The following is a 13353-nucleotide window of genomic DNA, read 5'->3' as shown; positions in this document are numbered from 1 at the left end:
GACAGCATCCGTTCCCGCACATCTGCCTGCGGTGCGGATCCGCGGTCCGGCACAGGCCGTGACGATGGGCGCTCGCCTGCCGAGGAGAGAGGGACCCCCATGCCGTTCGAGGAACGCCCGGACGACCCCGCGCGGGGCATGGTGATCGGCGTGACCGGGGCACGGGGTGGGGCCGGCGCGTCGGTGCTCGCGGCGACCCTCGCCCTGATGGCCCGTCGTGGGGGAGAGCGCGTCGTCCTCGTCGACTGCGCGCCGTGCGGCAGTGGCACCGACGTGCTGCTGGGGATCGAGGAGGAACCCGGGTTGCGCTGGCCCGACCTCCACGCCGCGCGCGGGGAGGTCAGCGGCGACGAGCTGCGAGCGCTCCTGCCAGCCTGGCAGGGTGTCGCCGTCCTCAGTGCGGACCGGCGCCGCCCGGTACCGCTGCCCGACGCCGTCCACGAGGACGTCCTGCGCGCGTTGGCTGCGGCGACCGACGTCGTCGTCGTCGACATCCCGGGCGGCGAGGTTCCTCGGTGGGGGCCGCACTGCGCGCTGCTCTCCGTCGTCGCGCGGTGCGACCTCACCTCCGTCGCGGGCGCGGTCGCCGCGCTCGCCGCCGCTCCGAGCATGCCGGTGGGGCTGGTCACGCGCGGACCCGCCCGCGGGCGCCTCACGCCCGTCGACGTGGCCCGGGCCGTCGGCGTCGATCTCTGGGCGGACCTGCGCACCGACCCAGCACTGCCCGGGCGCCTCGAGCGCGGCGAAGGACCGCGCGCGCATGCGGGCCGCGGCCGCGCCGGTGACCTCGGCAGAGCCGCACGGGCCGTGCTCGACGTGAGCAGATCCCACGTGGCGCGAGGACGGAACGGCATGTGGCAGGGCCCGCCGGTGGGAGCAGGCGTGGGCGAGCCGCGACGGCGCGCCTCATGACCGACGACGGCATGCTCGCGTCCGTCCGGCGCCGACTGGCCAGCACCGGCACCGCCCCGACCACGGACGAGGTCGTCGCGGCCGTACGCTCCAGCGGACCGGTGCTCGGCAGCACCGCGCTCGCGGAGATGATCCAGGAGGTGCGCTCGCAGCTGCTCGGCGCCGGACCCCTGCAGCACCTGCTGGATTCCGAGTCCGTCACCGACGTGCTCGTCAACGGGCCCGACGACGTCTGGGTCGATGCGGGACGCGGGCTCGAGCGCGTCCCGCTCTCGCTCGGCAACCCGCGAGCGGTACGTGATCTCGCTGTCCGGCTCGCTGCGTCGGGCGGGCAGCGGCTCGACGACGCGAGCCCCACCGTCGACGCCCGGTTGCCCGACGGAACCCGACTGCACGCCGTCCTCGCGCCGTTGTGCACGGAAGGGGCCGTCATCTCCCTGCGGACCATGCGGTCCCGCGCGTTCACCCTGCCCGAGCTCGTCGCGGCGTGGATGGTCCCTCCGGCCTGGGAGCCGGTGCTGCGTGCCCTCGTCCGGGAGCGGGCGAGCATCCTCGTCTCCGGCGCGACCGGGACGGGCAAGACGACGCTCCTCGCCACCCTCCTGTCCCTCGTCGACCCGGCCGAACGGATCATCACGATCGAGGAGGCGCGCGAGCTCGCGCCGTCCCACCCGCACGTCGTGCACCTCACGGCGCGGCACGCCAACGTCGAGGGCACGGGAGAGGTGAGCCTCGCCGACCTCGTGCGCAACGCCCTGCGGATGCGTCCCGACCGGATCGTGCTCGGTGAGTGCCGGGGCCCGGAGGTCCGCGACGTCCTCACCGCGCTCAACACCGGCCACTCGGGAGGCTGCGCCACGATCCATGCGAACACCGCAGCAGACGTGCCCGCGCGGCTCGAGGCGCTCGCCGCCCTCGCGGCGATGTCCCGCGAGAGCCTCGCTGCTCAGGCGCTCAGCGCCCTCGACGCCGTCGTGCACCTGCGTCGGGTCGCCGCGGCGGACGGCGAGCGGCGGCGGTTCGTCGGCGAGATCGCCGTCGTGCGACGGGACGAACGGGGACAGCTCGTCGTGCGCCCTGCCCTGCGCTGGGACGGGATCGGGGCGCCCACCGAGCACGCGGACTGGCAGCAGCTCGCCGAACGGCTCGGACCCACCGGATGAGCGCGGTGGCCCGGTGGTGACGTCTGCGCTGCCGGGGGTCCTCGTCGCCCTGGCGGTCCTCGCCCTCGCCCCACGCGCGGGCCGGGTCCGCGTCGTCGGGAGGCAGGGCCCGCGGTGGGGCGGACCGCGTCGGGTCCGGGGCCGGGGACGTGCGGAGGTGACGATGGAGGTCGTCGTCACGCAGGTCGCCGCCCTGCTGCGCAGCGGCCTGCCGCCGCAGCGCGCGTGGGAGCTCGGCAACGTGCGTGTCGACGTGCACGGCATCCCGGACGCCACGGACCTCGCTGAGCGTGTCCTCGGGTCGGCGGCGCCGTCGGCGGCGCGCGCACGCCGCGGGACGCGCCTCGACGCCGTCGTGGGTGGGCGGCGCAGGTCCCGCGCGGGGCAGGCGGCGCAGCGGCAGGCCGCGGCCGTCGTCGCGGCCTGCCGTCTCGCCGCGGAGGTGGGAGCACCCCTCGCGGCTGTGCTCGAGTCGATCGTCGCCACCCTCGTCGCCGCCGCCGAGGCGGAAGCCGACCGGGACGCAGCCCTGGCCGGGCCACAGACGACGGCGCGCGTGCTCCTGTGGTTGCCCCTCGTCGGCGGGGCGCTCGGCTCCGCGCTCGGCGCAGACCCCGTCCGGCTCGTGCTCGACGGCGGCCTCACAGCGCTCGCACCGGTGACCGGGCTCGTCCTCCTCCTCGTGGGACGGACGTGGAGCGCGCGTCTCACCGACCGGGCGCGCGTGGCGGGGAGCCCTGCGTGACCGCCGTGGACGAGAACCTGGCCGCAGCCGTGAGCGCCGGGCTCGTCGTCGCTGCTCTCGCGTGGTGCGCCCTCGCTCCGTGGCGCACGGCGGGAAGGCGCCGGTTGCACGTGCTGCGCGGGACCGGGCGCGGCCTCCCGGGCCGAGCCGCTGCGCGACAGACCGGCGGTGCGCCGCCGGTCCAGCTGGCCGTCGTGCTCGACCTCCTCGGCGCTGCGCTCGGGGCCGGGTGCGGGGTTCCACCGGCGCTCGCCGCCGTCGGGCACGCCCTCGGCGGCGAGGACGGTGCGGCACTGCGGGCCGTCGCCTCCGCCCTGCTCCTCGGAGCAGACTGGGACGGGGCCTGGGCGACAGCCCCTGACCGGTTCCGTCCCGTGTGCGACGCGCTCCGGCCGGCCTGGACCCACGGCGCCGCGCCCCGGGACGGTCTTCGCGTGGCAGGTGTCCAGGTGACGAACGAGGCGCGTGCTCGGGCGCGCACCGCCGCCGCGCGCCTCGGCGTCCACCTCGTGCTGCCGCTGGGTACGTGCTTCCTCCCGGCGTTCGTGCTCATCGGCCTCGTGCCCGTGCTCGTGTCCCTCGGGTCCGGCCTGTTCGGATGACCGCGGTGTCGGTGCGGCGCGGCGCCCGGCCGGGTGCGCGCACTGAACACGTCCCGCACAGGTCACCCGGTGCCCGGGACGTCCACACGGGGTGCGGTGCCGGTGGCTCGGGGTCGCCGCACCGCCGCACGCTCGGTGCATCCGGCGGGACCGACGGCGACCGCGCCCCGGCAGCCGGGTCGACACAGGAAGAGGCACGCTCATGACACGCCAACGGGAAGCACGCACGAGCCGGATCCGACGACGGTGGGGGCACGCGGTCGCGATGGTGCGCTCCGGCGCGGACGACGGGATGGCGACGGCCGAGTATGCGATCGCGACCATCGCCGCCGTCGGGTTCGCCGGACTGCTCATCGCCGTGCTCAAGAGCGAGACGGTCCGTGGGTTGCTCAGCGGACTCATCAGCACGGCACTGAGCGTCGGCTGATGCGCACGGACCACCGCCGGGGGTCGCCGGAGCGTGCGACGTGTGTGCCGCGCGGCGATCGCGGGGCGGTCACCGCCGAGCTCGCGGTGGCGCTCCCCGCGGTGGTCCTCGTCCTCGTCGCGGTCCTCGTCATCGCCATGGCCGGGACCGCGCAGATGCGGGCAGCCGACGCCGCTCGTGCCGGTGCGCGCGCAGCGGCTGCGGGTGAGTCGGACGGACGCGTCCTCGAGATCGCCCAGCAGCTCGCAGGAGGTGACGGGACGGTCACGACCGTCCGGGCCGAGCCATGGGTGACGGTCCGTGTGACGACGCCGGTGGGCGGGGGCCTGTTCGGCGCCGGCCCGCTCTCGGCGTCTGCGGAGGCGACGGCCTACCTCGAGAGCGCCGTGGCGGACGTGGCCGGAGGTGCGAGATGAGGCCGGACGCGAGGGACGCAGGCAGCGGGACCGTGCTCATGCTCGGGGTCGTCGCGGTCGTGTGCCTCCTCGCTGCGGTCGTCGCCGCGCTGGCGGGGTCGAGCAACGCCCGCGGCACCGCGCGAGCTGCGGCCGACCTGGCGGCCATCGGCGCGGCGAGCGCGCAGATGCACAGCAGCGACGACCCGTGCGCCCGGGCGCGCGCGGTCGCCGGGCGCAACGACGCGACGGTGAGCACCTGCTCCGACGCGGGGGACGGGGTGTTCGTCGTGAGCGTGCAGGTCCCTGCTCCGGGCGGCCGCTCCGCGGTGGCCACGGCCCGTGCCGGCCCCGCGTCGGCAGCAGGCTGAGGTCGTCCGTGCCGGCTCCGTGGTTGCGGTCCGGGTTCCACGTGCGTTCGCCGGTCGCCGTCGCGCTGCGGAATCTCGCGGTCCGCGCCCTGCCGGGTGAGCATGCGGCCGCCGCGGGCGCTGCCCTGACCACGTGGCGGGTTCCCTCCGGCCGGACGTCCTCCTGATGCGCCCACGCCCGGATCGCCGTACGGTCGAAGGACATGACCCCCCGATCGGAAGGAACCCTCATGAGCCTGGGTGACAAGATCTCCAACGCCGCTGACGACGCCAAGGGCAAGGCGAAGGAAGCGACCGGGAAGACGACCGACAACGAGCGCCTCGAGGCCGAGGGCAAGGGCGACCAGTCGAAGGCCGACCTCAAGCAGGCCGGCGAGAAGGTCAAGGACGCCTTCCGCGACTGACCGCCCGCCACGGCGCACGCACCACCACGGCCCTTCGCGCCCCACGCGCGGAGGGCCGTCCGCGTGTGCTGGGGCTTGTCGTCGGACGGGTCCGGGCCCTCGTCCCCTAGGATTCGAGGCGGGCATGGACGTCGACGCGCAGGACCGCTCGGCCCAGCTCCATGAACAGCTTCACGACCCGCTCCGCTGAACCCACCGCGTGCCGCCCCCGGAGGTTGCCAGGATGTCTGCCCACACCGCGATCGAGTCGCTGAGCGTCGACGAGCTCGTCGCCGAGCACGAGCGACTGAGCAGCCAGTACGCGCAGCTCCAGGCGCGGGGCCTCACGCTCGACCTCACGCGTGGCAAGCCCGCCCCCGAGCAGCTCGACCTCTCGAACCGGCTGCTGTCCCTCCCGGGCGACGGCGACTTCCGCGACGGCGCGGGTACGGACACCCGCAACTACGGCGGCCTCCTCGGCCTGCCCGAGCTCCGCGAGATCTTCAGCGAGCTGCTCAACGTCCCGGTGGAGAACCTCCTCGCCGGCAACAACGCGAGCCTCGAGATCATGCACGACCTCGTCGTGTTCTGCCTGCTGCACGGCACCGTGGGCTCGCCGCGCCCGTGGTCGCGTGAACCGGTGGTGAAGTTCCTCGCCCCGAGCCCGGGCTACGACCGGCACTTCGCCATCACCGAGTCCTTCGGCATCGAGATGATCCCCGTCCCGCTGCACGCCGACGGCCCGGACATGGACGTCGTGCGGGAGCTCGTCGCGAACGACCCGGCCATCAAGGGCATCTGGACCGTGCCGACGTACGCGAACCCCACGGGTGCCGTGTACTCCGAGGCGGTCACGCGCGAGCTCGTGTCCATGCCGACCGCAGCGCCCGACTTCCGCATCTTCTGGGACAACGCCTACGCCGTGCACACCCTCGTCGAGCACGGCGCCCCGGCCCTCGACGTCTTGGGCATGGCCGCCGCGGCGGGCAACCCGGACCGTCCGTTCGTCCTCGCGTCGACCTCGAAGATCACCTTCGCGGGGGGCGGCGTGAGCTTCTTCGGTGCGTCGAGCGAGAACATCGCCTGGTACACCACGCACTACGGCAAGAAGAGCATCGGACCGGACAAGGTCAACCAGCTCCGTCACCTGCGGTTCTTCGGGGACGCCGCGGGCGTGCGGGCGCACATGGCCAAGCACCGGGCGATCCTCGCGCCGAAGTTCGCGCTCGTCCTCGAGATCCTCACCGAGCGTCTCGGCGGCCGGGACGTCGCGACGTGGACGACGCCGGAGGGTGGGTACTTCGTCAGCCTCGACGTCGTGCCCGGGACCGCGAAGCGCGTCGTCGAGCTCGCCAAGGCGGCCGGCATCGCACTGACCGGCGCCGGGTCAGCGTTCCCGTACGGCAACGATCCGTTGAACCAGAACATCCGCCTGGCGCCCAGCTTCCCGTCCCTCGAGGACGTGCGCGCCTCGATGGACGGCGTGGCGACGTGCGTGCTGCTCGCCGCCGTCGAGCACCGGCTCGCCCGGTAGCGGTCGGCTCTCTCCTGGAGCCGGGAGCGGTTCGCCGGCTCCAGGAGAGTGGCGGTGACGGTCCGGGCGGAGGTCAGGCGTCCGTCGGCGGCTCGGGCAGCACCCGGGCGACGAACTTCGGTTCGGGCTTGCCCAGCAGGTATCCCTGGACCATCCCGCACCCCGCGGCGCGCAGGGTGGACAGCTGGTGGGGCTCCTCGACACCCTCGGCGACGACCTCGATCCCGAGCTCTCGGGCGAGGGCGAGCACGCCCCGGACGAGGGCGTCGGAGCCGCCGGCGGTGAGGGTCTTGACGAAGCTGCGGTCGATCTTGATCTGGTCGACCGGGAGGGTGTGCAGCCAGGCGAGCGTGGAGAACCCTGTGCCGAAGTCGTCGAGCGAGATGCGCAGGCCCATCTGCCGCAGCTCGTTGAGGTGGTCGATGACGCCGTCGGCGTCGGTGAGCGACCGGCTCTCGACGATCTCGAGGTGAAGCTGGTCCGAGCTGAGGCCGTTCTCGGTGAGGGCCGCCCGGACCGTCGGCAGCAGCCGCTTGTCGAGGAGCGTCGGGACGGCGAGGTTGACCGCGACCCGCAGCGGTTCCGGGACCTGTCCCTTGCCGGCCGCTGGTCGCCAGTCGACGAGGGCGCGGCACGCGGCACTGATCGCCCAGAGGTCGAGCTCGGTGATGAACCCTGACTCCTCTGCGAGCGGCAGGAAGGCTCCGGGCTGCAGGAGACCGAGCCGCGGGTGCTCCCAGCGCAGCAGCGCCTCCGCGCCCACGACGACGCCCTCGCCCGGCGTGGACACGTCGACGATGGGCTGGAAGTGCAGCCGCATCTGCCCGCGGCTGATCGCCTGGCCCAGCTCGGCCTCGAACGACGGCGCACCGGCCCCGGACGCTGCCTGACCGTCGACGGCCACCTGGTCCCGGCCACGTTGCTTGGCCTCGTTGACCGCGGCGTTCGCCGCAGCGAGCAGGAGGTCCGCGCGCCCGCCCAATCCTGTGTGCAGAGCGACGCCGATGCTCGACGTGATGCGCACCTCGCGTCCCTCGAGGCGCAGCGGCTGGTCGAGGCAGTCGACGAGACGTCGCGCGATGGCCACCGCATGGTCCTCGTCGCCCACGCGGGGAAGCATCACCGCGAACTCGTCGCCGCTGAGGCGCGCGACCACTTCACGTGCGGACAGCTCGTCGCACAGGCGCGCCGCGACCTGCCGGAGCATCTCGTCCCCGGCGGAGTGGCCGAACCGGTCGTTGACCTGCTTGAACCGGTCGAGGTCGCAGAACAGCACAGCCGTCGTGGCGGAGTCGTCGGCGCGGCCGAGCTCGTCCTCGAGGAGGCGGGCGAACAGGCCGCGGTTCGGCAGCCCCGTCATGGAGTCGTGGTCGGCCTGGAACTGGACGGTGGCGAGCAGCCGCGTGCGCTGGAGCGCGGACGTCGCCTGGTCGGCGACCCCGACGATGCGTGCGACTGCTTCTCGGCGGGTGGTCCCGGGGACGCGGAACGGCCACCCGACCGCCACGACCCCGAGGAGGACGTCACCCGCGAGCAACGGTGCGGCGATCGTCGTCGTGGAACCGATGGCGGTGAGGTACGCCTTGAGCCCTGCGCTCGCCTGGTCCACGTCGATGATCACGGGTCCACGGTGCATGAGGAGCTGCACGATCTCGGGAGTGTCTTCCGCGCGCACCGTCGAGCCGTACAGCGCGTCGCGCTGGTCGGCCCGGTGCCCGTGGCCGGCGACGGGTCGCAGCTCTCCGGCCGCCGCGTCCCACAGGAGCACGGTGGCGCTGCGGCCGCCGGCGATCCGGGGCAGGGCCCGGGCCACGACCTCGGCCGCGGCCTGGTCGTCGCGTGCGGCCGTGAGGTCGTTCGCGAGCGTGAGCAGTGCGGTCGCGCGCGTCGTCTCCCGACGGCTGGTCTCCAACGCTGTGAGCATGTCGAGCGCTGCTGCCGCATGGCGGGCGTACGCCTCGAGGAGCGCACGGTCCTCGTCCGAGGCAGGCCTCCCGGGGGTGCGGACCGCGACGAGGTGACCGTGCATGGCCCGGTCGGAAGCGATGTCGACGACGACGACCTCCTGCCCGGGGTCGTCGTACGCGAGCACGGCCGCGGTGAGTGCGTCGACCTGCTCCTCGTCGAGACCTCGGGAGCGGACGGTGGGCTCGTCGTCGTCACGGACGACGAGGAGGTAGGACGCCGGGACGACGGTGGCTGCGCGCGCGACGATGCGGTCGAGGACGGTCTCGACGTCGTCGCTCGCGACGAGCTCCGACGCGGCGACCTGCAGGTCGCGCAGCTGGGCGCGCAACGCGCCGAGCTCGGTCTGGGTCGTGGAGCGTCCCTCGGTGGCGGGGGAGGACGGGTCGTCGACCACCCAGCTGAGCTCATAGAGGCAGCTGGGTGCGCCCGTCGCCTGGCACTCGTCGTGCTGGACGGTGCCCGCGGGGAGGCCGAAGATCGTCGGGACGGCCGCGAGCGAACCCTCGGCGAGCTGGCAGTCGAGGGGGTGCGCGGGGAACCCGCGGCGTTGCGTGAGGCGGACCGTCGCTGCGGCCGGACGGACCCGGACGAGAGTCATGTCTGCGGTCGTGGTGAAGGCGGGCATCGCGTACGGGAGGGAACGGATGACCTCGCTGGGCGTCGTCGCGGCACGGAGCATCGCCGTGCTGGCCTGGTTGTCGATGGTCAGGCCGATGTCCCGTGCGACCTGCACGGCGTTCGTCGTGGCACGGCGCGGGGCGTCGGGATCGCCGAGCACCTCGACCATGGCAGCCAGCAGCCGCAGCCGCTCGTCGTAGGTGATGCAGCTCGTCGGGTGCTCGAGCTCGACGAGCCGCTCGTCCATGCCCGCGGTCGTCAGCAGGCGGGTGACGGCGCGCTCACCCGCCTGGGCGCGCACGTATCCCAGTATCAGCGCTGCTGTGGCGCCCGCGGTCTCGCACATCGGTGTCGTCATCATCTCCCCCCGGTGATTATCGGCAGACCGGGGCGAGGCTTGAGCCGTTCTCCGGGAGAGATCGTCCGAACATCGCGGGGCCGACGTCATCGGCGCCCGCGGGGTGCGTGGGACAGGACCGTGTCGAGCAGCCGGACGGCACCGGCCTTGTCGAGCGGGTGGTTGCCGTTCCCGCACTTCGGTGACTGGACGCACCCCGGGCAGCCGTGCGAGCACGCGCACCGCGCGATGGCGTCACGCGTGGCGTACAGCCACTCCTCGGCCATCGCGTACCCCCGTTCCGCGAACCCCGCCCCTCCGGGGAAGGCGTCGTACACGAACACCGTAGCCCGCTCGGTATCGACGTGCAGTGCGGTCGAGACCCCGCCCAGGTCCCAGCGGTCGCACGTCGCGAGGAGCGGGAGCAGGCCGATGGAGGCGTGCTCCGCCGCGTGCAGCGCGCCGGGCGCGACCTCCGCGTCGACCCCGGCCGCGGCGAGCAGCTCGGCCGAGACGGTCCACCAGACCGCGACGGTCCGCAGCGTCCGCACCGGGAGGTCGAGGAGCTCGGTGCCGAGGACCTCCTGCCCGGGGAGCCGGCGGCGCTGGAAGCTCACCACCTGGTGCGAGACGTCGACCGTGCCGGCCGCCCACTCCACGTGCGCGCGTCCGTCCGCTGCCCGGTCGCCCCACGTGCTCGACCGTGACTGCTCGACGACCTCGATCGACGTCACCGATCGCGACCACGTGCCGTGGCCGACGTCCTGGCGCGTGACGAGGGCGACGTGGTCCTGCAGGTCGTACTCCTCGACGACGAACGTCTCGCCCTGGTGCACGTACACGGCACCGTCGTGCACCGACCCGTCGGCGGCTCCCGCGTCCACGGTGCCCAGCAGACGACCCGTGGCGGACTCGACGACCGAGACGGGGGTGCCGCCCTCACCGCGGATGTTCGTGAAGCCGGCGGCGTTCTCGTGGTGCGTCCAGTACCAGCCGGAGCTCCGGCGGCGCAGGGTGCCCCGCTCGGTGAGCTGGTCGAGCAGGCGTTCGGCGCCGGCGCCGCCGAAGGCGGGCAGGTCGGTCGTGCGCAGCGGCAGCTCAGCCGCTGCGGCGCAGAGGTGCCCGGCGAGGACGTAGGGGTTCGTGGGGTCGAAGACGGTGGCCTCGATGGGCGTGTCGAAGATCGCCTCGGGGTGGTGCACGAGGAAGGTGTCGAGGGGGTCCTCGCGGGCGATGAAGGCCACGAGGCCGTCGGCGCCGGCGCGCCCGGCGCGTCCGGCCTGCTGCCACAGGGAGACGCGGGTACCGGGCCACCCGATGACGAGGACGGCGTCGAGCCCGGAGATGTCGACGCCGAGCTCGAGCGCGTTCGTCGTGGCGAGCGCCCGGATCTCGCCGCTGCGGACCGCGCTCTCCAGGGCCCGGCGCTCCTCGGGCAGGTATCCGCCGCGGTACGCGGCGACCTGGCCGGGCAGCGAGGGGTCGACGGCGCGCAGGTGGTCCTGGGTCGTCGCAGCCACAGACTCCGCGCCGCGCCGCGAGCGGGTGAAGGCCAGCGTGCGAGCACCACGGGCCGTGAGGTCGGCGAGGAGATCCGCGGCTTCGGCCGTCGCGGACCGGCGGGGGCGCTCGAGGGTCGGTCCGGTCCCGGCGGGGCCGAGGTCGACCGGGTCGGCGTCGTCGGGCACGGGCTCGTCACCGGGTGCGCCGCCCGGTGGTGCGGGGATCTCCGGCGGCTCCCACAGCACGAAGGTCTTGCGTCCCGCGGGCGACGCGTCCCGGGTCACGGCGACGACGTCGCCGGGCTCGACGCCGACGAGCCGCGCCGCGCTCGTGGCGGGCTCCGCCGTCGTCGCGGACGCGACGACGAACGTCGGTCCGGTGGCGGGCGCGGGTCCGGGCGGCGCGTAGTGCACGGCGAGCCGCTGCAGCCGGCGCAGGACGAGCGAGACGTGCGCGCCGAAGACGCCCCGGAACGCGTGCCCCTCGTCGACGACGACGAACCGCAGCGACCGCAGGAACCGCGCCCAGCGCGCGTGTCCCGGCAGCATGGAGAAGTGCAGGTAGTCGGGGTTGGTGAGCACGACGTCGGCGTGGTCCTGGATCCACCGGCGGGCGGTGAACGGGGTGTCGCCGTCGCACGTGTCCACCTGCACGTCCCGGACGGCGGAGGCCCGCAGGAGCCGGTTCACCGAGGCGAGCTGGTCTGCGGCGAGCGCCTTGGTGGGGCTGAGGTACAGGACGCTGCCACGGTTGCGGGTGGACTCGATGCGGCCGGGGTCGAAGGTCTCGCGGGCACGGTCCCCGCGGACGCTCGTGAGCGCGGGCAGCCAGAACGCGAGCGACTTGCCGGAGCCCGTGGACGTCGCGAGCACCGTGTGCCTCCCCGACCATGCGGCGTCGGCGGCCTCGGTCTGGTGCACCCAGGGGCGTTCGACGCCGAGCGCCCGGTACCCCGCGACGAGCGAGGGGTCCGCCCACGTGGGCCAGTCGCCCCGGGTGCCGTCCCGCGCCGGGAGGTGCTCGACGTGCAGGATCCGTCCGTCGCGCCGCCCACCAGCCCGCAGGACGTCCAGGAGGTCATCGACTCGGGCCACCCCACGATCCTCCCACCTCGACTGGTTCGTGGCCGCAGGGCCGGGCCGTGACCATGACGGGGGCCGTCCTCGGTCATCGACCGAGGACGAACGACTGGATCGCGACGACGGCCGCCCCGCGGGCCCACAGCGCGAGCTCCGGGCTCTGGAGTGCGATCTCGGGGTCGGCGGTCCGGGTGTCCCGCCCGGCATGGAGGCCCGCGAGCATCGCGTCCCGTGCGACCTCGGCAAGGCGCACGCCCTCGCCGCCGAGGACGATGCGCTGGGGCAGCGTGAGGTTCGCGACCGCCGCGAGCATGGCCCCGAGCGCCTGACCGGCGGGGTCGACGACGGAGCGGGCGGCGGCGTGGTCCGCCGCGGCCAGGTCGAGGAGCTGGGCGTAGTCCACGGCACGGCCCAGGGCGGTCCGGGCCCGCGCGAGGAGGGCGCCGATGGTGAGCATCGTCGTCGCGCAGCCGACGTGGCCGCAGTCGCCCACCGGTCCGCCGGGCGCGAGCGGGAAGTGGGAGAGCAGGCTGAACCCTGCCTCGGGGCTGACGACGGCCGCGCCGTGCACGACGAGGCCGTACCCGATGCCGGCCCCGACGGTCACGAGGGCGAACCGGTCGCAGCCGCGTCCCTCGCCGAACCAGTGGGTGGCCTCGGTGACGGCGACGACGTCGTTCTCGACGACGGACGGGAGCCCGGTGCGCTCGGTGAGGAGCCGGGCGAGCGGGAGGTCCTGCCAGCCGAGGTAGTCCGCGCGGGTCACGGTGCCGGTGCGGGTGGCGTGCCCGCCGAGGCTCACTCCCAGGCCCGTGACGGTCACGGCGCCGGCCGCGGCCTGCAGGCCGGCGACGAGGGACGCCACCACCTCGACGACGGCCGCCGGGTCGTGGTCGGTGAGGGGGGCGTCGGCCGACGTGAGGATCTCGGCGCGCAGGTCGGTGAGGGCGGCGTAGGCGTGGTCGCCCGTGAGCTTCACGCCGATGAAGTGGTGCGACGAGGGCACGACGGCGAGGGGCTGGGTGGGCCGGCCCCGCCGTGGCCCGCTGCTCCCGCGGGTGGGTGGCTCTGCTGCCTCGACGAGCAGGCCACCGTCGACGAGGGGCTTGGTGAGCCGGGTGAGGCTGCCCGCGGAGAGGCCGGTGCGGCGGCTCAGCTCGCTCCGCGACACGGGGCCGTCGAGGAGCACCTCGAGCGCGATGCGGCGCGCGGTGCCGCTCAGCGGCGTCCACGTGAGGTCCGCGCGCGGGCTGCTCGTCATGATTGACACCCTACTAACTTTCGGCGTAGAACTAATGGGTCGCGCCGCGGGAGTC

General features: G+C 74.3%; 12 protein-coding genes. 9 read left to right on the top strand and 3 right to left on the bottom strand.

The window, feature by feature from the left end:
- Window positions 1-99 precede the first annotated feature (99 nt).
- From ssd to AC54T1_RS00580, 9 genes are all read left to right on the top strand, one after another.
- The gene (gene ssd, locus AC54T1_RS00620; protein WP_496910654.1) at window positions 100-912 is read left to right on the top strand and encodes a septum site-determining protein Ssd; all 813 of its coding nucleotides are present in this window, start codon (window positions 100-102) and stop codon (window positions 910-912) included.
- Window positions 909-2075 carry a TadA family conjugal transfer-associated ATPase gene (locus AC54T1_RS00615; protein ID WP_484343391.1) on the top strand — a complete coding sequence of 389 codons (1167 nt, stop codon included), beginning with the start codon at window positions 909-911 and terminating at the stop codon, window positions 2073-2075. Before ssd ends, AC54T1_RS00615 begins: the two co-directional genes overlap by 4 nt.
- A gap of 16 nt (window positions 2076-2091) precedes the next feature.
- Window positions 2092-2820 carry a hypothetical protein gene (locus AC54T1_RS00610; RefSeq protein WP_496910653.1) on the top strand — a complete coding sequence of 243 codons (729 nt, stop codon included), beginning with the start codon at window positions 2092-2094 and terminating at the stop codon, window positions 2818-2820.
- Window positions 2817-3422 carry a type II secretion system F family protein gene (locus AC54T1_RS00605; RefSeq protein ID WP_496910652.1) on the top strand — a complete coding sequence of 202 codons (606 nt, stop codon included), beginning with the start codon at window positions 2817-2819 and terminating at the stop codon, window positions 3420-3422. The genes AC54T1_RS00610 and AC54T1_RS00605 overlap by 4 nt, the downstream gene beginning before the upstream one ends.
- A gap of 202 nt (window positions 3423-3624) precedes the next feature.
- Window positions 3625-3849, top strand: a complete 225-nt coding sequence (locus AC54T1_RS00600) for a DUF4244 domain-containing protein (protein ID WP_484343388.1) — start codon at window positions 3625-3627, stop codon at window positions 3847-3849.
- Window positions 3849-4265, top strand: coding sequence for a TadE family type IV pilus minor pilin (locus tag AC54T1_RS00595; protein WP_496910651.1), 417 nt, complete (start codon window positions 3849-3851; stop codon window positions 4263-4265). The genes AC54T1_RS00600 and AC54T1_RS00595 overlap by 1 nt, the downstream gene beginning before the upstream one ends.
- The gene (locus AC54T1_RS00590) at window positions 4262-4615 is read left to right on the top strand and encodes an Rv3654c family TadE-like protein (protein WP_496910650.1); all 354 of its coding nucleotides are present in this window, start codon (window positions 4262-4264) and stop codon (window positions 4613-4615) included. The genes AC54T1_RS00595 and AC54T1_RS00590 overlap by 4 nt, the downstream gene beginning before the upstream one ends.
- 230 nt (window positions 4616-4845) lie before the next feature.
- Entirely contained in the window at window positions 4846-5019 is a 174-nt protein-coding gene (locus tag AC54T1_RS00585) for a CsbD family protein (RefSeq protein ID WP_484344229.1), read from the top strand.
- 223 nt (window positions 5020-5242) lie between these two features.
- Window positions 5243-6532, top strand: coding sequence for an aspartate aminotransferase type Ic (locus AC54T1_RS00580; protein ID WP_496910649.1), 1290 nt, complete (start codon window positions 5243-5245; stop codon window positions 6530-6532).
- Window positions 6533-6605: 73 nt separating this feature from the next.
- On the opposite strand, the gene AC54T1_RS00575 is transcribed toward AC54T1_RS00580, so the two are convergent.
- From AC54T1_RS00575 to AC54T1_RS00565, 3 genes are all read right to left on the bottom strand, one after another.
- The gene (locus tag AC54T1_RS00575; RefSeq protein ID WP_496910648.1) at window positions 6606-9479 is read right to left on the bottom strand and encodes a putative bifunctional diguanylate cyclase/phosphodiesterase; all 2874 of its coding nucleotides are present in this window, start codon (window positions 9477-9479) and stop codon (window positions 6606-6608) included.
- A gap of 83 nt (window positions 9480-9562) precedes the next feature.
- Window positions 9563-12052, bottom strand: a complete 2490-nt coding sequence (locus AC54T1_RS00570) for a DEAD/DEAH box helicase (protein ID WP_496910647.1) — start codon at window positions 12050-12052, stop codon at window positions 9563-9565.
- Window positions 12053-12125: 73 nt separating this feature from the next.
- Window positions 12126-13298 (bottom strand): ROK family transcriptional regulator, encoded by a 1173-nt coding sequence (locus tag AC54T1_RS00565; RefSeq protein ID WP_496910646.1) that lies wholly within the window; start codon window positions 13296-13298, stop codon window positions 12126-12128.
- Window positions 13299-13353: the final 55 nt, after the last annotated feature.

This window comes from Sanguibacter sp. Z41_6 (genome assembly GCF_059621145.1).
This window is presented reverse-complemented; position numbering and strand designations above follow the sequence as displayed.

What these genes read in the sequence shown, in the direction of transcription:
- ssd (WP_496910654.1), top strand. Translation starts at nt 100, where the DNA reads ATGCCGTTCGAGGAACGCCCGGACGACCCCGCGCGGGGCATGGTGATC.
- AC54T1_RS00615 (WP_484343391.1), top strand. Translation starts at nt 909, where the DNA reads ATGACCGACGACGGCATGCTCGCGTCCGTCCGGCGCCGACTGGCCAGC.
- AC54T1_RS00600 (WP_484343388.1), top strand. Translation starts at nt 3,625, where the DNA reads ATGACACGCCAACGGGAAGCACGCACGAGCCGGATCCGACGACGGTGG.
- AC54T1_RS00595 (WP_496910651.1), top strand. Translation starts at nt 3,849, where the DNA reads ATGCGCACGGACCACCGCCGGGGGTCGCCGGAGCGTGCGACGTGTGTG.
- AC54T1_RS00590 (WP_496910650.1), top strand. Translation starts at nt 4,262, where the DNA reads ATGAGGCCGGACGCGAGGGACGCAGGCAGCGGGACCGTGCTCATGCTC.
- AC54T1_RS00585 (WP_484344229.1), top strand. Translation starts at nt 4,846, where the DNA reads ATGAGCCTGGGTGACAAGATCTCCAACGCCGCTGACGACGCCAAGGGC.
- AC54T1_RS00580 (WP_496910649.1), top strand. Translation starts at nt 5,243, where the DNA reads ATGTCTGCCCACACCGCGATCGAGTCGCTGAGCGTCGACGAGCTCGTC.
- AC54T1_RS00575 (WP_496910648.1), bottom strand. Translation starts at nt 9,479, where the DNA reads ATGATGACGACACCGATGTGCGAGACCGCGGGCGCCACAGCAGCGCTG.
- AC54T1_RS00565 (WP_496910646.1), bottom strand. Translation starts at nt 13,298, where the DNA reads ATGACGAGCAGCCCGCGCGCGGACCTCACGTGGACGCCGCTGAGCGGC.